Source organism: Chamaesiphon sp. VAR_48_metabat_403 (genome assembly GCF_031422475.1).
Classification (GTDB): Bacteria; Cyanobacteriota; Cyanobacteriia; order Cyanobacteriales; family Chamaesiphonaceae; genus Chamaesiphon.
In genome coordinates this window covers 1-17,943 of record NZ_JANPLS010000065.1, presented here as the reverse complement: position 1 = coordinate 17,943, position 17,943 = coordinate 1, and the positions used below count along the sequence as shown (strand labels likewise).

The window sequence follows — 17,943 nt, the reverse complement described above, 5'->3', positions numbered from 1 at the left end:
GTGAGTCTAAGTTATTGGGTGGTGATTTAACTGATTAAATATCGCCACACCAGTAATATTTAGCGTTTGAAGCGAGGACCACGTTGGGAGTTATCGACATTGGTTTCGCTAATTTGAGTTGTCCGGTTGAATTTACCTTGGACATCAGTGGCTTGGTCGGTGACGATCGAAGTACCAGTATTACCCGCACCAGTGCGACCAAATTTGCTGTTATTGATGTTAGTGTAGCTACCTTGTGCGGTATCGTTAGCAACACCAGTCACCACCGAAGTTTGAATGGTTTTAACCACTGTTGCGGTATCAGCATGAGCGGGAAGAGAAAAACCAACAGTAGCTAGACCTAAACCGATAACTAAAAGAGATTTAACGTTCATAATTGAAATTCCGATGAGTAGTAAAGTGAGTAACTAAAATTGAGGAGTTAAAAGCAGTTGCGGTTGTTTGAGACTTTAATAACAACCGCAGCAGTAATACTTAGCGTTTGAAGCGAGGGCTAGCAGTATTACGTTGAGAATTATCGACATTGGTTTCGCCGATTTGAGTAGTCCGGTTGAATTTACCTTGAACATCGGTAGCTTGGTCTACAGAGATTGAAGTACCAACGTTATCTGCACCAGTGCGACCGAATTTGCTGTTATTGATGTTAGTGTAGCTACCTTGTGCGGTATCGTTAGCAACACCAGTGACTACCGAAGTTTGACGGATAACGCCAACAGTTGCAGTGTCAGCGTGAGCGGGGAGCGAAAAACCGATGGTAGCTAAGCCTAAACCGACAACGAGGATAGATTTGAAGTTCATGATATAGATTCCTAAATGAGTGAGAATAAATTAGTGATTTACTGATGCTTGAGACTACAAATCTTGGCGGGTTAATTTCGTAAAAGTTCGAGATTTAATTTCAACTTTAATCTGAGTTTTTACTGGCTTAACTGTTCGGTGTAGTTTGTGTCTGTTGCGTTCGTATCTATAACTACATATCTCTCATCTGGCTTTCCCGAAACTTAGCGAAATTAAATTAAAATCGATCTCAACTACCTACTCAAACCCTTTTGCAGCAAGAGTTAGACCTAGATATGCGATTTTAGATAATAGTCAAACCGCGATCGGAATTGCTGGGCTGTCAGCGATTGCGTCCAGTATTCTAGCAGTGCATGACCGAAAGCATAGGCATTTTTGTTGGGGGCGGCGGAGTTATCGAGTAATAATGGCCATAGTGCCAGCAGATCGAAGTTTATCGATTTTGACTGGCTGGTATTTAATAGTGAGTGCAAGTCGTACGCCATTTGCAATTTACCGATGACTACAGGTAACTGCTCGATGGGAATCTGGGCGACGAGCAATTGCGCCAGCGCGGGAGATCCGGTGGTGAGGGTAGAGATAAACTCTAATACGGGACTTTTGAGCAGTTGGGTGAGTCCCTGAGTTGTGGTCATCTGAATGCTATAGCGATCGATAATACCTGCCGCCGCGACAATCCGCACGTCGAGGTTGCTTAAAAACCGTGCCAGTCGGATTTGTTTGCTGGGTTCGATTTTATCGAGCAGAGCTAATGATAATGTATCGATGCCCCAAGCCAACCGCCCCAGACTGGCATCGGCATTAACTAGCGGTAACACTAAATCGCAGTATTCACCCAAAAACTCACTCCGGTAGGCGGTAGCCTCCCGAATGGCGACTTCTTTAGGACGAGTTCCCCATTGCCAATCATAGGGCGGTTCCCACTCCCGCAGCGGTCGCACCCGATCGACTTGAGTTACAATTACCACGATCGGTAAGTCGGCATGTCCGCTCTTTAACTCCTGCAAAAAGTCTAGATCCATCTGCAATGCCGGATCGAGCGCGGGGGTAACTAATAAGAGTAAATCGGTAGTTGCCGCATAATTAAGTACCTGCGATCGCAAATCCGCTCGACTGGCTTGCTCGTAACCAGGGCTATCCCACAGCGTCAGGCGTTCGCCACTGGCTTGCCACTGATAATTTTGAATTTTGTCAGTACTAGGCAAGACATCGACTAGAGCTAGTTCTGACTGAAATAAGGTATTAATCAGACTGCTTTTACCTGCCCCCGTCCGCCCGACGAGTAGAATATCGATCGGTTTTCGATCGATTCGCTCTGGTGGTTCGGCACTAACTAAAATATCTCTGAGCGTTTGGGTAGTAGCCACAGCCGGACTCTGACTCACGGGCGATGGTAAAGATTCAATCTTGCCACTATATAAAGCCACAGCCTGACGACAGAGGTTCGTTAAGGCAGCTTCACGAGTCAGTTGACCCAAATTGACCAACAACTGTCGATCGGCAAGACTGGAGGATTCCTTGGTGGCACGTTTGGCGATCGCAGCGACGGGATTGAGTACCCATTGCGCCCAGTTCCACACCTTGAGCAATTTTTGAGCCGATGGTGCCAATTTTTGATATGTCTCGTAGGCTTCATACGTCTGAGCGATCGTGACGCGATCTAATGCTGGTGCGAGTTTCTGCATCCAGGCATCCATATCATCCGTGGTACCCCGAATCAAGCCATACGCCTGAGTCACATAAATATTCAACAGCGGATACTTAACTTCGGGATGATAAATCTTGGCAATGGCAACGATTAATTCCTGACATCGCTGCCAAAATGTCGTCCAATCTTCCCAAATCGGTCGATCTTGTTGCGAATCTGCGAGTACCTGTTGCAAGATCGTCGTAACTCGATCGGCTGTATCTCCAGCAAGTGGCGTAGCATTAGCGGTAATCGTAGCTAATTCCCGACTCGCTGCGGCGATCGCATCCGCACCACGATCGATACTCGACTTACTCCACCGCACCAACAACCACCGCCAACCCAGCAATAGAAGGGTAAATACCCCCCAAATCCAGTTAATGCCCCACTCATGAATTTTGACTCCAGCAGCAACCAGCAAGAAAATGACCACACTCGCGATCGGCGATACTAGAATGACCCACTGCCAAGGTTTCAATTGCATATCAACGATTTAGAGATAGGGATAACTACATTCCAGCCTAGACTCTAGCCAAATTTTACCAGTTTCGGCTGCGACGATCTTGCCTCAAAAGAGTTGGAGCGTAGCTATTATGAAAAAAGTACTTTTGAGCGCGCAGAATACTTGTTGACACGATTATTGTTGAAAGGTACAATTAGGCTATGAGCGAAACAATAGTGTCAAAGTATTCCACTCTCCAACAAGAACTGGGCGCATCTGAGCCATTTGAGATCGCCGAACAGGAAGTATATCTCAATCTCGTGCGGACTCATGCTGCACTGAGCGATGAGGTAGCAGAACTGTTCAAACAGCACCAAATCTCCCAACCGCTCTATAACGTGTTGAAAGTGGTTGCCAGAGTTGGCGCAATTGGAATGCCAAGTCAGTCGATCGCTCAATACATGGTGGCACGAGATCCTGACATCACTCGCCTGGTCGATCGCTTACAAAAAGATGATCTGCTCGATCGCGATCGAGATCGACAAGATCGGCGAGTCGTGCTAGTGCGAGTAACTCAAGCTGGACTCAATCTCATTCAACTACTAGATCCCGCGATCTGGAAGTTGCATCAAAGTCAGCTCGGACACCTCAGTCCAGAACAGCTCGAATTATTGAATCAGCTACTAGTGGCAGCACGGCTCAAACCCTAAAGCTCTGTCATTCAGATTGGCAAGGTTTCTGTTCCGCACTTTATTTGTTTTAAGGAATATCCGCAGAAGGAAAATATATGATGAAAACATTACGCCGATCGATCTTCGCTATGCTGTTAATCGCCATCCTGAGCCTATGGTCGATGCAACCAGCTCAGGCAGTGCCCAATGATATCGAGCTGCTCAAACAGGGTGTGGCAGCCTGGGAGAAAGGATGGAGTTCGGGAGATACGCCGTTTTCAATGGATCGCGTAGACAATTTGTATGTTAAAACCGATGATTTTTTGGAATTTGACACGCTTTCTCCTGCTGGAACCGTAACCCAAAGCTATCAAAGCTTTCAGCATCTATGGGAACCCACAATGCAAGCAGCCACACACTCGAAAACCGCGATCGATGATAATCTCAAAATTAATACTGACGGTAAAATGGGACTAACGACATTCACTTTCCAAACTGAATTTACAGATCGGCAGACTGGGAAAAAATATGCCGAACATGCACATGCTTCAATGGTTTGGGAAAAACAAGACGATCGCTGGGTTATTCTTCACGAACATGTTTCTAGTCCAGTGCGGATGAGTTAATCGATCTCGATACCGATTCTAATCTTCCCCGCTCCCCGCTCCGACTTACTGGCACAAGGCGATTCAAGATGAAGGTGAACCAATTCCTGGCTAAAAAGCATAGCTAGTAACGGTTTGAGTTGCACTTGTACATTTTGGCACGTTGGGCTATTTTAGCCCACAGGCTACTGCCAACAGCGTCTGATGGCTTCAAAATCATCGAGCATGGTGAAAATTTCTCGAATATAATCTTTGGAATTCCACCGATACGCTCTTTTCAAGCCCAGCTCGATCTTGTTTTGACGTAAAGTAGCATCTGTAAATAAAGCATGAATCGCCGCTGCAATTTCTTCCGGCTGTTTGGGATCTACTAGTAAAGCCGCATCGCCGAGTTGTTCTTGTGCCCCCGATACATTAGATGCGATCGTCGGACAGCCTAAAGCCATTGCTTCTAATGGCGGTAAATTATCAGGGCCAAAAAATGTCACGAAAGTCATCGCAAAAGCATTGCGGTAGAGTGCTGCCATGTCCTGTAGCGGCACAAACCCTAAAAAATAGACTCGTGCCGACAGATCGAGTTTTTTGACCATTGCTTTAATATATGGTTCATTCCCTTTATCAGCACCGACTAATACTAACGGCACCTCTAAATTATATTTTTCCTGCAAGCATTTAAGTGCCAATAACAGCCCGACATGATTTTTATGCGGCCAAAATTGAGCGGGGTAAAATAAATATCGATCGGGAAGCTGGTATTTAGTTATTACATCTCGATTCTCGCGTCCAGCAGCGGCTTCTCTTCTCTCCGAGACGCTTCTGCTAAGGCAGAGGCTTTCCTTCGGAACGCTTCGCGAACGCCAACGCGAACGAGAGGCTTCTCTTCTCTCCGAGACGCTTCGCGAACGAGAGGCTTCGCCAACGCCAACGCCAACGATCCCATCTGGATTCGATCTCAGTTGCGGTGCAAACATCGGAATTACTTTAATTCTTTCCGCCGGAATTTGATAAAATCTTTCAATTTCTGCTTTGCCAGTCTCCGTTCCAGTGATAATCGCTGCCGCCCGATTCAACATTTTGAGATGATATTCTTCGCGGCAATCCCATTCGCCATTTTTACTGACTTCTGGAAAATATGATTGAAGTTTGTGTTGTAAATCCCAAACCGTAGTTATATAAGGATATTCTAATGTCGGGGTGTTAGGTGTTAGCGATAAAGTTAAATCGATTCGATTTGCTTCTAGGAGGTTTAGGACATGCCGATCGCGCCAATTTTTAATTGCAAATTTACTTCTAGGATGCCGGATTTTATCAAATAAAGCTTTGACTATTAATAATAATTGACGAGTAATCTTTTGGCTTAAAGTCAGATCGAGAGATACGATCCGAATGGGAATATTTGAGAGATAATTAGGTACTTCTCGATCGGATATATAACCAATAAATGTATGCCTGCTTTCAGTGCATAATTCTAACAAGGTACCTATTAACTGACTTTCAAAAGTATAACTTCCCCCACCCTCTGGAGTTGAGTTATTAATAAATACAGCTACTCTCATTTAATTCCCGACTATAAAATAAACTCCCCATGTATTGAGTCCTGGCTGATGATGCGTGAGCCACTCTCCATCTTCAATTATATACATTTGTAGTTGACTTAGCAATAATTCTAGTTCGGTTCTAAATAAGTACCGCATTCGATGAGTTTCGGTTAGTTCGTCGATCGCACCACTATCTTTATCTTTAATAAATACTTGATAATTAACATCTACCAAGTTTTCATTCGGATACATTATCGGTTCGGCAATGCGGGTGACTTGAATCGATCGATCTTCCAGCCGTTTGATTCTGACAACAGGCGGATCGCTCAATACCGCAGGTCCATACCAGACATCAAAGATAAATATGCCACCGGGTTTGAGATGAGTTTTAGCAGTTTCAAATGCCGCTAGTAAATCTTTATTAGTGGTTTGATAACTAATTACATGAAATAGCGAAACGATCGCATCAAATTTAAGGTCGAGTCTGACTTCTCGCAAATCGCCTTGGCTAAATTGTAATCTTGCTGCCAATTCTGGCTCGGCTCGATCGGATCGCTCTTGGGCACATGCTAACATCCGATCGCTCAAATCTACCCCGCGCACAAAATAGCCCTTTTCTGCTAATAACAGAGCGTGATTACCAGTTCCGCAACCGAGTTCGAGAATTGTGCTAGTATTTGGTGCTTGAGCCTGAATTAGTCGATCGATAAACTCAGCTTCCGCATTATAGTCTTTGTCTCGATATAACAGGTCATAGTAACGGGCATAGTTATTAAAAATTGTCACGATCGTACTTAATTAGTTAACTTAAAATAAAGACCATGATAGCAAGGCACATTTACTTCTGGGTGAAATGGAATATAACAGCTATCTACGTTATCTTCCCAGATATCGACTAACTTATAGCCGATCGATTCAAATGAGTTAATAAATTTGTGACGATTAAATATGTATTGAGCATAAAAAACTTTACCGCCATTTTGCAGCGTCACGATCTGTTTACCTGCATATAATCCGATTCTATTAATTAAAATATGTTGGGGCTTTCGCTCTAGAGCTTCGATCCTCCCAGCGATATCTCGATCGTACTGAATCGAACCTGATGCCAAGAAAATATCGCTCCCGCTAGCTAATTCTAAATCGGTAGTAAAATTCAATCGCGAATCTCGATTGTTTAACTTACCAACTTTAACTATTTCGGGCAGATCGCAGACAACCCAGCTTAAATTATTCGGCAAATCGAGATACTTTGAATAGGCTAAAAAATGAATGCCTAAATTGCCCCCAAAGTCAAAAATATTCAGGCGTTGGCGTAGCCTCTTCTCCCCTGGAGAATCGAATGTGTTAGTTTGCAGAATCTTTTCCATCCAATATAAGATCGGATAATCGAAAGATCTCACCACAGATTTACTACCTTCCCAGTCACCACGATCGAGCATGGTTTGATATGATTGGGCTAGTTCGGCACAATCGTAGCCGATTTTTTTAGTCGCTGGTGCTGCTTTAATCGCCTCTTCAAAAGTCTCAAATACTCCCCAAAACCCTCCATAACCATCGGTTTCAAACTTTTGGCGATAGCTGTTTTCGGTAAATCGATCGTACAACTGTCTTAGCAGCGGGATATTTTTAAGCCGTTCTTTCATTTCAAGATCTCCTTGAGTACCGTACTAACTCGATCGATTTGGGCTTCAGTTAACGCCAACCCGCTGGGGATATAGAAACCACGCCGTGCTAATCGTGCGGAGACAGGACAGGCTGTATCCTTAAATAAGCCCATCTTGAGAAACACAGGTTGCTCATGCATCCCCCAAAAGAAAGGGCGACTACCGATTTGAGCTGCTGCTAATTTCGCGCTGGCTGCTTTGGCATCAAAGGGCACCTCATCTTTCAGGACGATTCCATACACCCAATAAATGTTTTGGGCATAATTAGTTGTGGCTAATGGTAGCTCGATTTGGGGTAGATCTGCTAGTAATTGTGTATAAAGCAGACCCATCGCCCGTTTGCGCGCGACAAACTCGTCTAATCGTTCTAGTTGAGCTACTCCTAAAGCTGCATGGAGATTGCTCATGCGGAGATTCCAGCCCAGTTCTTGATGGATGAATCGCTGGTGTGGCTGAAAACAAAGGTTTCGCAGAGAGCGACAACGTTCGGCTAACTGCGGATCGTCAGTGACGAGGATGCCCCCTTCGCCAGTGGTAACATGTTTATTCGGATAAAAACTAAAGGTACTCAGATCGCCAAAACTCCCACAGGGACGGTTTTTATAAGTCTGTCCGAGCATTTCCGCCGCATCTTCAATTACAAATAAACCATATTTATCCGCCAACCGCGAGATTTCATCCATCTCTACTGGCAATCCATAAATATGCACCACCATAATGGCTTTAGTCTGAGGGGTAATTTTTGCCTCGATCTGGCTGACATCCATATTCCAGGTTGCAGGATCGGCATCTACCACGACAGGGGTCGCTCCCGCCCGGACGATCGCCGCCGCACATGAGATAATCGTAAAGGTTGGTAAAATTACTTCGTCGCCGCAACCGATTCCCAAAGCCACGATCGCAATATCTAAAGCACCAGAACCATTACTAACGGCAATACCATATTTACGATCGACACTAGCCGCAAATTGAGCTTCAAATTTTTTGACAAATGGCCCTTCCGACGAAATCCAACCAGTTTCAATACACTCGGCTAAATATTTCTGCTCGTTGCCATCTAATAAGGGTTCGTTAACTGGAATAAAATTCACAACTAACTAGCCTGTAATCTTAGACTGCGCGGCGGAAATGCCCACAAAAGAAGTTCGATCTCGATCTCCCACATAAGGGCCTTGCTTGACCTCAATCATCTCGACTTCTTCAATAACTTCAAAACCATGACCGCCTGTAGCTAACAAAATTACATCTCCTGCGACCAAGATCCGGCTGGCAATATACTGCTGGAGACTATCGTATAAATCTACCCGCAGCTTACCTTTTTTAATAAATAATACTTCCTGCGTATACTCGACTTCTCGCGGAACGGGTTTGTGAATGTGGGGCTGAATCACTTTCCCTGCGGGATGATGCATGTAAGCTAATTGTTGCGACAGCGAATTGTCTGTAAAGAAATGAGTGCCCGGTTTGTCGAATTTGTCGGAAACAATTAGAGCCAGAAGCTGATTTCGATCGATAATTTGTTCTATCATTTCAAGTGTTTACCTCTGACAGCATGTAATGTCTGCCTATGCTATTTGTTCTCGATCGTCAAATCCGATTCGATGCTGTCATGAAAGCGTTGCGCGGTCGGATTAGCATTATTTAGTGTAATGCATCACTTTAAATGGAAACGTATAAATCCGCACCCATGATTTTTTGGTAGTAAGATTACCAAATGTTTTGGCTAGTTGTCATCAGCCAAAACCATGAATATTGTGGGTAGTTAAAGACACCATGCGCCCAGCCAGACTGCATTCTGTTGGTAAATCTTTATGCGGCGATCGAGAGCTGAATACAATTACGACCGAGACTGGATAGCAGCCACCAGCTAGATTTGGGCATAATCATAATTCGATATTTTTTTGTAACTATCTACCGAAAAAATATTGCTTAATTGATAATTGCGCGATGTGCATCGTCCGAATGTATCTTTATAAGCATCATACAATACAAAGCTAATGCCTAGTTTTTGGAAACCATTCAGAGAGCAAGCCCTAAATCTATTTCTCAAGCCTAATTGTCCGTTGTGCGATCGCACTGCTACCGATACTTTTTGTAAATATTGCCATCGCCAACTACAAGAGTGTCAATTACTAGATCCGGCTCAGTCTTGGCAGGGCGATTTACCAGTATTTGCCTGGGGAAAATATGCAGGCGCGGTTAAAAGATCGATGGCTAAGTTAAAATACGATGGTCATCGCTCGATCGGCAATATCTACGGAGAATGGTTAGCTGCTAGTTGGCAAAAATCGCCACCTGTAGCTCTCCCAAATAAATTAATCCTCGTCCCCATTCCGCTCCATCCCGATAAACTTATCAGTCGTGGCTTCAATCAAGCCGAACTTATAGCGCGGGGTTTTAGTCGGGCTACAGGTGTTAAATTAGATCTGAGTTTACACCGAACTCGATCGACAACCGCGCAATTTGGACTATCTAAGTCGGCACGTCAAGAAAATGTCGCCGATGCCTTCGCATTGGTGCGTTCGTCTTTAAAACCAGGCGATTCGGTCTTATTAGTCGATGATATTTACACCACAGGTGCCACAGTTCGATCGGCTGCATTAGCATTAAGATCGATCGATATTAACGTCTGCGGTGTCGCCGTAGTCTCTACTGTAGTTCTGGATTAGTTGATGGGGGGACAGGGAGACGGGGAGACTGGGAGACGGGGCGACGGGGGGACGAGGAGACAGGGGGACGCTTGCGTTTAAAATTCACTATCCACTATCCACTATTCCCTCATTTCAACTGACAAGAACTGCGATAATAATCCATCTCTGGCTCTTGCCAAGAAAAGGCAAAGTGACTGATGGAGCGAATTTGGGGTAGATTGCGATGGATGCCATCCATTTGATCTTCTAGCGACGGACGACCTTCGCCCGGTTTGCCCCAATTTCCCGCTAGGGCGGGTACCACATCGGTGGTGGTTGGCGCAAAACTCAAGACGCGGCGAACTTGCTCGACGATACAATCACTGCGATTGCAGGTGGCATACGCCATCGGATGCCACTCGTTTGTCGTAAATCGATCCCAAGGTTGCAACCGCGAATCGTATCCTCTGCGACCGACTGGTTGATTGGCTTCAGGGAAAAATACCGACCCAGATTTAATCCGTTGCTGTTCGACGGGGGTGGCTGCACGTTGCAGAAAACTGACGACTCCTTGACTGGCATGAGCGAGGGTTAGTTGCCATAAATCCCACTCGATCCAGGGTAATTTCTCCTCGTAGGACATGCTAATTTCGTTCTCTAAGGGGATGCGACCCTGCCACAGGGGTGATTCGTTGGGGTAGAGTTTATCCAGCTCCTTGAGGTCGTTAATAGTAATAGTACCTTTATTCAAAAAGCGATCGATCGTATCGGTACCTTTTTGATTTTGGGCCAGAGCGGTGAGGGCTTGTCGCGATTCGTCGCCATAGATCCATAAATCTTTGACTTGGCTGGCGATCGATTGAGCACCTTGTCCCCGTGGGAAGCGGATATAATCGAATAAAATCCCATCGGGTTTGCGGGCGACGACCTCGCGGACGATTTGCTCGTAATCGGTTCTGGCTTTGCTACTGTAAGGATCGACAAATAATACCGAGCCAGTGTTACCGTCTGGAGATTTTTGAAAGCCTTCTTCCCCTGCAAAGAGCGTGGTTTCTCCCCGTCCGTTGAGAGCGACGGCAGATTGTCCTTCAGGCGTTACGCCATATTCTGGCCCAAAGTTAAGGCTATACATCCACGCATAAACTTTTAAGCCGCGTTCGCGCCCGCGTTGGATGGAGTCGGCGAGTAAATCGGTTTTATCGGTACTTCTGGTGTTTAATACCGAATTCCAGGCAGTACGATTGCTCGATCGGGGGAGGAGTGCTTTACCATAAAATGTAGCGACATAGACTTGGTTATAGCCTTTATCGACCATCCGATCGAAAATTTCTTCTAAGTCGCCAGGGCGAGTATCGCAGGGATAAAGCCTAATCCAAATTGCTTGAGTTTTCAACCAACTTTTCTGGCGACACTGTTCGATATAGGTGGAATGCTTTTTGACGATTTCGCTGTATTTAGTTTGACTATTGCGATCTCCTTTTTTAGCGGCTGCTCGCAGGGCATTTTTCGCACTGACTTCTGCTGCGGGAATATGGCAATAATCCGTACTCAATTTGCTCTGAGCGAGAGTGGCGGGGGCGGAATATCCTTGCCCGATGATGCTCCCTGTGGTAAATAATCCCAGTAATAATTTTTGCCGCCACTGCTGACGATACCACCCCAGTAAAGAGACGGGAAGATGTTTATGTGGCGTACATTCCATATTATCGATCGGGGTCGGGGTAGAATAATTTATCCTCTTACGGATCGAAGGAGAAGTCAATCGACAGATTAACTTCTCCTTCAATAGATATTTCGGACAGATGATTTGGTGAGAAAGTTCCAACTCATATCTAAGCACTACAGATCGATCCAGATCTAGCTCCCTTTCTCCCCGCTGTCTTGAAAAGGTGCTTTTTTTGGGGAAACCCCAAGAACGCACTTTTCGCTCCCCGCTCCCCGCTCTTATGCCCCACGTTGTAATGCTAGCTCGATTTGCTTGAATTTTTGTTCTAAACTAGTTTTGAGCTTTTCTGGTAAGGGACGATTTGGATAAGCAGCGTAGTGAGCGGCGAGAGAATTAAGCGCAGTCCGCATACTCGTAAACGAGCTTAATTTTGTCAAAGCGGGATCTTGACGGTAACGAGCAGAAAAATCGTTGATGTTTAGACGTGCCAGTGACTGCGCGGCAGGCTTGTCTGGGGAGTCATCTGGCAACTCTAGTACAGCTTTCATACTATTGAGGACGGTCATTGTATCCTGACGATAATTACCAACTAGTCCACCAGAGCTAGCAGAACAGCCAGCTAAACCAACGACGACAACTAGCACTAACGCAAATAACTGCGACCACAGACGCTTAAACATAATTAATAACTTAAAAATTAAAAACTCCAAAACTACTGTCCATCCTAGCGCGAATCCGATCGAAAATGGTGGAATCGGGTTCTGTCGTCAGCATCTGGGGTTTGCCCGCACGATTTGGATATTTGGTTGGGCTTGACTATTGTCGATCGATAGACAACGATTAACGTAATTAACCGCATTGCTACCAACATGCCGATCGTGACTAGAGTTTCTCGCCCTTATATTTTCATGTGGACGATTGTTGGCTTATTTCTAACGATCGGTGCAAACTTTCTACCTGCCTATGTTACCAGTTCGCCGTGGCAATGGTTCGGGGAAGGGATTACTGCCTATCCTACCGGGTTTAAATGTCAAGTTGGGGCGGTATTATTAGTCAGTTGTTTGGGCGGGAGAACGACAGGAGTGTTGACGCAAATTGCCTATTTATTACTGGGATTGTTATGGCTTAAAATCTTTAATGATGGTGGTGGTATTGAATATCTTCAGAAGCCTGCTTTTGGTTATTTGCTAGCATTTATCCCCGGTGCTTGGGTGTGCGGACAGTTAGCCTTTCGACGCATCTCTAGCCCAGATGCCGTTACTCGTCTCAGTTCGTCCACGCCACCATTAGAATACTTAGGATTGAGTTGTTTGTGCGGATTGTTAACTATTCATACGATCGGCATTAGTTATTTAATTGGCTTTCAGTTGATTAATTGGCAAGAATTAGGCGGATTTAAATTGTTAGATCTCATTACTACTTATTCAATTTATCCTTTTCTCGGTCAGGTCGTTCTAGCTTGTACGGCGGCGTTTATCGCATTTACCGTGAGAAAAATCATGTTTTATTAATATTGGGTGAGATGAGAATTAAGAATTATTATTTTTGGTTGGCGGCGATTATCAACATTGCGATCGATATCCTCAGCAAACGGGCGATTGTGGCTTATTTACAAGTCGAGCGCACATCAATCCCGATTATTCCCAATGTCTTCCACTTTACCTATATCCGCAATCATGGGGCTGCTTTTAGTATCCTCGAAGGACAGCCGTGGCTGCGGTGGCTATCTTTAGTGGTAAGTGTCATCTTAGTTGGGATTGGGGTCGTGAAAACTTTCAGTAATATTTGGGAACAATTAGGATTCGGGCTAATTCTAGCAGGTGCAGTCGGCAACGGGATCGATCGCTTATTTTTTGGCGGCTCTGTGGTAGATTTTATCGATCTGCGGATTATTAATTTTGCGATCTTTAACTGGGCGGATATCTCGATTAATATTGGGATTATTTGCTTATTAATTCATGGCTTAGTCGATCGATCTCCCAGATCTAATCCGCGTTAATTAGTGCAACTCAATCTTTTTTAGCAGCATCTATCGATCGTCAACCCCTATGCATATGTCAACGCTACATCAAATTCGGACTGGCTGTCTACTTATCATCACGAGCATTTTAGGAGCGGGAATGTGGATGAACAGTGCTAGTGCGAGTCCCCGCAACCAAATAGAAACTCCTGGTAAACTCAGCCTGAGTAAGTTTGTTTACACCCCGATTCAACTACCTGCCAATGGCGAAGCTAAAGATACTTTATCCGATCGAGATATTCCCACTGGCGATGGTGGATTTGCTAGAGATTATGCCATTAAATTAACGGCTGGCGATCAAGTTGCGATCGATGTGACTTCAGAATCATTCGATACAGTCGTAATTTTATTAACTGCCGAAGGTAAAAATGTCGGTAAAAATGATGATGGCCCCGATGGTACCAGCAATTCTTTACTATTTACGAGAATTAAAGATAGTGGTACCTATACCGTCCGCGTTCAAGGTTTTGGTGAAACTAGTAGCGGAGAATTCAAACTCAAAGTCAGTAAATTAAAGTAATTTTCCAGACTCTCGCGCTGACTTTACCAGTACAGCAATTCTCATGATGAAAATTGAGACCGGATCTGAGGCTGGTTTTTAAAAATAAAACTGCTGTAATCCGCATGATGTCGTCAACAATCGCCAAGATTGAAGCGATAAAATCGCGTGAGAGTTTTAAAGTGAGAATTGCGGTTGCCAGTATCGATCGCTGCTCCCAACTCGCCGTTATGCTAAAATAACAAAGTTGTTAAGCCATGCACCGTCTTTGATTAACGTATCTGACATCGATACCCTAGCCCAGGAACTAGCTACGATTCAACAGACTGGCTCCAAGAAAATTGCCCTGCTGGGTTCCCGCCACGTCCCATTAACTCATCAGCATCTGATCGAGATGATGAGCTATGCACTAGTACTATCCGGCAACCGCTTGATTACCTCTGGTGCTACTGGTACCAATTCTGCGGCAATTCGCGGGGCTATTAGAGCCGATCGCGACATGCTGACAGTAATTCTACCTCAAAGTCTAGCGCGTCAACCGCGCGAGTCTCAAGATCAATTGTTGAATGTGATGCACCTGGTAGAAAATCCAGGTAACGATGCATTATCGCTAGGCGAAGCCAGCGCGCTATGCAATCAAGAAATCGTTTCTCGCTGTCAACAGTTAATCTGTTTTGCCTTCCACGATAGCGATACGTTGCTACAAACTTGTCACGAAGCGGAAGAACAACGCAAGATCGTCACCTTATTTTATTTCGACTGATGTGGCATCGATACCCAGTGGGTATCGATTTTCCACCCCAATCGGCAAATGTTCGTGCGGATGCGGCTTTTCCTCTTTCCTCACTCACCCATCTACCCCCTAAATTTAATTTAATATTCCCCGCCGCCAACTGCTGTTATGAATTTTGCCAACCTTTCTACCTCCACCATTTTACTCGGCTCGATCGCGGCTGCGGCAGCTTTAGTCTATTTTCCCTACTTAGTAGTAGCAATTACCCGCTTTCAAGTCGGGTTCGATATTTCCGCTCCCCGCGCAGCATTTGATAAATTGCCAGACTATGGCAAACGCGCAACTTGGGCGCATCAAAACTCTTGGGAAGCATTTATACTGTATAGTGTGGCAGCCTTAATGGCATATGCAACCAAGCAAAGTTCGGCGACGGTAATAAATTGTGCGATCGGTTTTACAGCAGCCCGCCTATTTTACTCAATCTTTTATATCATTAATTTCCCAATCGGTCGATCTTTAATGTTTGGAGTCGGTTCGGTGGCAATTTTCACTCTCATGTCGATGAGCATCACCAGCACAATGAATTAGGTTTTAGGTTTTAGGCTTTAGGCTTTAGACTTTAGAGACTGCACTTAAAATACAAGTTCGATGATTTATTTAATTTTACTAATACCTAATACCTAATACCTAATCACATTTATGGCATCTACCTTTTCTTTTGATATTGTCAGCGATTTCGATCGTCAGGAACTAGTCAATGCGCTGGATCAAACCAATCGCGAGATTATCAGTCGTTACGATCTCAAAGATACTCAGACGACTGTAGAACTAGCAGAAGATAAGATTACCATCAATACAGCCAGTGAAATGACCCTCACTGCCGTTCATGATATGCTCCAGTCAAAAGCTATCAAACGCAATTTATCCCTAAAAATCTTTGACTACGGTAATATCGACTCAGCCAGCGGCAATCGAGTTCGTCAAGAAATTACCCTTAAAAAAGGCATCAGTCAAGAAATTGCCAAACAGATTTCTAAACTAATTCGGGACGAATTTAAAAAAGTTCAACCCTCAATTCAAGGCGATGTCGTTCGCGTTACGGCAAAAGATAAAGACGAATTGCAAGGAGTAATGCAAAGGTTGAAGCAGGAAGAGCTGCCAGTTGCCTTACAATTTACTAACTATCGTTAAAATTTAATTCGATAGAATGTTGAATTTGTTATATTCAAATGTTACTTGTCATTCACTCTAGGGCATTCTAAGTATACATTTTATACTTGTGAAGACAATGGACTTTATCGATCGAATTAAGCAAATCAGCGAACAAATATCGAAACTACGCGACCAAATTCAGACAGAAGAAGCTACTAAAAATGCTTTTATTATGCCATTGCTTAGTGCAAAGGATTTTTTATTATTAAATCTCTACTGAGAGAAGTTGTAGAACCAAATCGAATTCAATATAAAGACACTCAAAAATATTTTGGAGTATGTCTGGATGGCAAGCCAACAAAGACTCTTTGCCGTCTTTGGTTTAATTCCAAACAAAAATATATTGGCTTTCTAGACGATAGTGCAAAAGAGACAAAACAACCGATTGAAGATTTAAACGATCTTTATAAATTTACTTCTGATTTACGAGCTTCACTAAACCGTCTAATTCCTGCAAATTCAGATAGTAATTGACTTTTTACAGTCGGTTACGATCTGTTTCATTTACAATACTAGATTCGCTCGATCGATTCAGTTCCCACCGATGCCAATCGATCGAGTGCAATATTTAGCTACTTTACTAACCGTTCTGGCAACCTGTCGAATCGTAAGAGATCGTCGTAATTTTCGCGTTGGATGATGATATTTGCTTCGCCATTATTGACTAATACCGCAGCCGGACGGGTGATGCGATTATAGTTAGAAGACATACTATAGTTATAGGCACCTGTCGCAGGGACTACTAAGATATCTCCAGGTGCAGAACTGGCAATTTGGGCATCTTTAATGAGAATATCACCCGATTCGCAATGCTTCCCGGCGATCGTCACTGTTTCGGTCATCGGTGCGGACATTTTATTCGCAATTATCGCTCGATATTGAGATTGATAAGTAATTGGGCGAGGATTATCGGACATGCCACCATCGATGCTGATATAGGTACGAATACCGGGGACGGTTTTATTCCCGCCGACGGTGTAGGCGGTGATACAACTGCTGCCAATCAAAGATCGACCGGGTTCGGATAGAACGCGAGGGTAGGCGATTCCATGTGCCTCACAGGCGATTTTGAGGGCAGTAGCGACGTTTTTTACCCACTCGTCGATGCTTTGGGGATCGTCGGCTTCGGTGTATTTAATGCCTAAGCCACCGCCGACATTAATTTCGCTGATGGGTAAACCGTGGCTGAGGGCGAGTTTGTACCATTCCACCATCACGCCTGCGAGATCTTGGTGGGGTTGTTGCTCGAAGATTTGAGAACCAATGTGGGCATGAACGCCGATACAGGTAATATGTGGTTGTTTGCTCAACCAGGTGAAGACTTCATCGAGTTGATTGGGATCGAAACCAAATTTACTGTCTAAATGTCCGGTGCGGATATATTCGTGCGTGTGACACTCGATTCCTGGCGTGAGTCGAATCATCACGGGGACATTTTTACCCGCGACGCTGGCGATATTGGCAATATGTTCGAGTTCGAGCCAGTTATCGGCAATGATGCGACAATTTTTAGAGATTGCCAGTTCGAGTTCGGCGACTGATTTATTATTACCGTGGAAGTAGATATTTTCGGCACTCACACCAGCTTTAATCGCTGTCAGAATTTCGCCACCAGATACCGCATCGATACCCAAACCTTCACTACAGGCGATCGCACATACAGCCAGACAACTCCATGCTTTTGAGGCATATATTACCAGAGATTCGCCAGGATAATAGTTCTGCCACCCATCTCGATATTGTCTACAGGCGGTGCGTACCGATTGCTCGTCGAGGAT

Annotated in this window: 21 protein-coding genes; 10 read left to right on the top strand and 11 right to left on the bottom strand. The window is 44.6% G+C overall.

The window, feature by feature from the left end; translation table 11 throughout:
• Nucleotides 1–59: 59 nt before the first annotated feature.
• From RMO79_RS03190 to RMO79_RS03180, 3 genes are all read right to left on the bottom strand, one after another.
• Nucleotides 60–374 carry a hypothetical protein gene (locus tag RMO79_RS03190; protein WP_310481613.1) on the bottom strand — a complete coding sequence of 105 codons (315 nt, stop codon included), beginning with the start codon at nt 372–374 and terminating at the stop codon, nt 60–62.
• Nucleotides 375–474: 100 nt separating this feature from the next.
• Nucleotides 475–798, bottom strand: coding sequence for a hypothetical protein (locus RMO79_RS03185; RefSeq protein ID WP_310481612.1), 324 nt, complete (start codon nt 796–798; stop codon nt 475–477).
• A 269-nt stretch (nt 799–1,067) separates the two neighbouring features.
• A complete protein-coding gene (locus RMO79_RS03180; protein WP_310481611.1) occupies nt 1,068–2,969 on the bottom strand; it encodes a GTPase in 1,902 nt (633 codons plus the stop codon).
• A 179-nt stretch (nt 2,970–3,148) separates the two neighbouring features.
• Here RMO79_RS03180 and RMO79_RS03175 point away from each other — a divergent pair, with 179 nt between their 5' ends.
• The gene (locus tag RMO79_RS03175) at nt 3,149–3,637 is read left to right on the top strand and encodes a transcriptional regulator, SarA/Rot family (protein WP_310481610.1); all 489 of its coding nucleotides are present in this window, start codon (nt 3,149–3,151) and stop codon (nt 3,635–3,637) included.
• Nucleotides 3,638–3,714: 77 nt separating this feature from the next.
• Nucleotides 3,715–4,224, top strand: a complete 510-nt coding sequence (locus tag RMO79_RS03170; protein WP_310481609.1) for a nuclear transport factor 2 family protein — start codon at nt 3,715–3,717, stop codon at nt 4,222–4,224.
• 164 nt (nt 4,225–4,388) lie between these two features.
• Here RMO79_RS03170 and RMO79_RS03165 read toward each other — a convergent pair whose 3' ends face one another.
• Genes RMO79_RS03165 through RMO79_RS03145 form a run of 5 tightly spaced genes read right to left on the bottom strand, consistent with a single transcriptional unit; the run spans nt 4,389 to nt 8,934 of the window.
• Nucleotides 4,389–5,759: a glycosyltransferase family 1 protein gene (locus RMO79_RS03165; protein WP_310481608.1), complete on the bottom strand. Its 1,371-nt coding sequence runs from the start codon at nt 5,757–5,759 to the stop codon at nt 4,389–4,391.
• Nucleotides 5,760–6,527 carry a class I SAM-dependent methyltransferase gene (locus tag RMO79_RS03160; RefSeq protein ID WP_310481607.1) on the bottom strand — a complete coding sequence of 256 codons (768 nt, stop codon included), beginning with the start codon at nt 6,525–6,527 and terminating at the stop codon, nt 5,760–5,762. It lies immediately after the preceding gene.
• Between the two features lie 8 nt (nt 6,528–6,535).
• On the bottom strand, nt 6,536–7,384 hold the full coding sequence (locus RMO79_RS03155; RefSeq protein WP_310481606.1) for a methyltransferase, TIGR04325 family: 849 nt from the start codon (nt 7,382–7,384) through the stop codon (nt 6,536–6,538).
• A complete protein-coding gene (locus RMO79_RS03150; protein ID WP_310481605.1) occupies nt 7,381–8,496 on the bottom strand; it encodes a DegT/DnrJ/EryC1/StrS family aminotransferase in 1,116 nt (371 codons plus the stop codon). Before RMO79_RS03150 ends, RMO79_RS03155 begins: the two co-directional genes overlap by 4 nt.
• 6 nt (nt 8,497–8,502) lie before the next feature.
• The gene (locus RMO79_RS03145) at nt 8,503–8,934 is read right to left on the bottom strand and encodes a hypothetical protein (protein ID WP_310481604.1); all 432 of its coding nucleotides are present in this window, start codon (nt 8,932–8,934) and stop codon (nt 8,503–8,505) included.
• A gap of 468 nt (nt 8,935–9,402) precedes the next feature.
• Between RMO79_RS03145 and RMO79_RS03140 the strand changes: the two genes are divergently transcribed.
• Nucleotides 9,403–10,074: a ComF family protein gene (locus RMO79_RS03140; RefSeq protein ID WP_310481603.1), complete on the top strand. Its 672-nt coding sequence runs from the start codon at nt 9,403–9,405 to the stop codon at nt 10,072–10,074.
• A 109-nt stretch (nt 10,075–10,183) separates the two neighbouring features.
• Here RMO79_RS03140 and RMO79_RS03135 read toward each other — a convergent pair whose 3' ends face one another.
• Both RMO79_RS03135 and psb27 read right to left on the bottom strand, forming a co-directional pair.
• Nucleotides 10,184–11,737 (bottom strand): family 10 glycosylhydrolase, encoded by a 1,554-nt coding sequence (locus RMO79_RS03135; RefSeq protein WP_310481602.1) that lies wholly within the window; start codon nt 11,735–11,737, stop codon nt 10,184–10,186.
• A 242-nt stretch (nt 11,738–11,979) separates the two neighbouring features.
• Nucleotides 11,980–12,381, bottom strand: coding sequence for a photosystem II protein Psb27 (gene psb27, locus RMO79_RS03130; protein WP_310481601.1), 402 nt, complete (start codon nt 12,379–12,381; stop codon nt 11,980–11,982).
• Between the two features lie 198 nt (nt 12,382–12,579).
• On the opposite strand from psb27, the gene RMO79_RS03125 reads away from it, so the two are divergent.
• The 7 genes from RMO79_RS03125 to RMO79_RS03095 all read left to right on the top strand — a co-directional run bounded on the left by RMO79_RS03125 (nt 12,580) and on the right by RMO79_RS03095 (nt 16,385).
• Complete coding sequence (locus RMO79_RS03125; protein WP_310481600.1) at nt 12,580–13,212, top strand: biotin transporter BioY; 633 nt, start codon at nt 12,580–12,582, stop codon at nt 13,210–13,212.
• A gap of 11 nt (nt 13,213–13,223) precedes the next feature.
• Nucleotides 13,224–13,700 (top strand): signal peptidase II, encoded by a 477-nt coding sequence (lspA, locus tag RMO79_RS03120; RefSeq protein WP_310481598.1) that lies wholly within the window; start codon nt 13,224–13,226, stop codon nt 13,698–13,700.
• A gap of 55 nt (nt 13,701–13,755) precedes the next feature.
• Nucleotides 13,756–14,241 carry a PPC domain-containing protein gene (locus RMO79_RS03115; protein ID WP_310481597.1) on the top strand — a complete coding sequence of 162 codons (486 nt, stop codon included), beginning with the start codon at nt 13,756–13,758 and terminating at the stop codon, nt 14,239–14,241.
• A 247-nt stretch (nt 14,242–14,488) separates the two neighbouring features.
• Entirely contained in the window at nt 14,489–14,983 is a 495-nt protein-coding gene (locus tag RMO79_RS03110; protein WP_310481595.1) for a DNA recombination-mediator protein A, read from the top strand.
• 138 nt (nt 14,984–15,121) lie between these two features.
• Entirely contained in the window at nt 15,122–15,541 is a 420-nt protein-coding gene (locus tag RMO79_RS03105) for an MAPEG family protein (protein WP_310481594.1), read from the top strand.
• Nucleotides 15,542–15,652: 111 nt separating this feature from the next.
• Nucleotides 15,653–16,144 (top strand): YajQ family cyclic di-GMP-binding protein, encoded by a 492-nt coding sequence (locus RMO79_RS03100; RefSeq protein ID WP_310481593.1) that lies wholly within the window; start codon nt 15,653–15,655, stop codon nt 16,142–16,144.
• 88 nt (nt 16,145–16,232) lie between these two features.
• Entirely contained in the window at nt 16,233–16,385 is a 153-nt protein-coding gene (locus tag RMO79_RS03095; RefSeq protein ID WP_310481592.1) for a hypothetical protein, read from the top strand.
• A gap of 352 nt (nt 16,386–16,737) precedes the next feature.
• Here RMO79_RS03095 and lysA read toward each other — a convergent pair.
• A partial coding sequence (gene lysA / locus RMO79_RS03090; protein ID WP_310481591.1) for a diaminopimelate decarboxylase occupies nt 16,738–17,943 on the bottom strand: 1,206 nt, incomplete at its 5' end.